Raw genomic sequence first — 938 nt, 5'->3', positions numbered from 1 at the left:
GAAAGTACGTATACTTCTGAAGTGAATGTAGTGTGTGGCTTGATTGAACCAGGCTTAGCTAGTACTTGACCACGTTCAACGTCTTCACGCTTAGTACCACGTAAAAGTGCACCAATGTTCTCACCAGCACGACCTTCGTCAAGAAGCTTACGGAACATCTCAACACCAGTACAAGTAGACTTAGTCGTCTCTTTGATACCAACGATTTCAACTTCGTCATTCACGTTAATGATACCAGCTTCAACACGGCCAGTTACAACAGTACCACGACCTTGGATTGAGAAAACGTCTTCGATAGGCATGATGAATGGCTTATCGATGTCACGCTCTGGCTCTGGAATGTAAGAATCTAGTGCTTCTGCAAGCTCTACGATTTTAGCTTCCCATTGCTCTTCGCCTTCAAGTGCTTTAAGTGCAGAACCTTGAATTAGTGGTAAGTCATCACCTGGGAAGTCGTATTCAGAAAGAAGTTCACGAACTTCCATTTCTACTAGCTCAAGTAGCTCTTCATCATCAACCATGTCACATTTGTTCATGAACACAACGATGTAAGGAACACCAACTTGGCGAGAAAGTAGGATGTGCTCACGAGTTTGTGGCATAGGGCCATCAGTCGCAGCTACTACTAAGATAGCGCCATCCATTTGAGCAGCACCAGTGATCATGTTTTTAACATAATCGGCGTGACCAGGACAATCTACGTGTGCGTAGTGACGAGTAGGCGTATCGTACTCAACGTGTGAAGTTGAGATTGTGATACCACGCTCGCGCTCTTCTGGAGCGTTATCGATTGATGCGAAATCTTTAGCAACACCGCCGTATACTTTTGCAAGTACGTTAGTGATTGCTGCAGTTAGTGTAGTTTTACCGTGGTCAACGTGGCCGATTGTACCAACGTTTACGTGCGGTTTTACGCGTTCAAACTTTTCTTTTGCCAT

General features: G+C 44.8%; 1 protein-coding gene. It reads right to left on the bottom strand.

Annotation, left to right across the window (positions count from 1 at the left end; genetic code table 11):
- Positions 1-938, bottom strand: a 938-nt coding sequence (gene tuf / locus CWC14_RS17425) for an elongation factor Tu (RefSeq protein WP_138564154.1), incomplete at its 3' end; no start/stop codon positions are given.

Origin of the sequence: Pseudoalteromonas sp. S3260, assembly GCF_005886925.1 — a bacterium.
Taxonomy (GTDB): domain Bacteria; phylum Pseudomonadota; class Gammaproteobacteria; order Enterobacterales; family Alteromonadaceae; genus Pseudoalteromonas; species Pseudoalteromonas tetraodonis.
The sequence above is the reverse complement of the archived record's forward strand: the minus strand, read 5'-3'. Positions and strand labels throughout refer to the sequence as shown.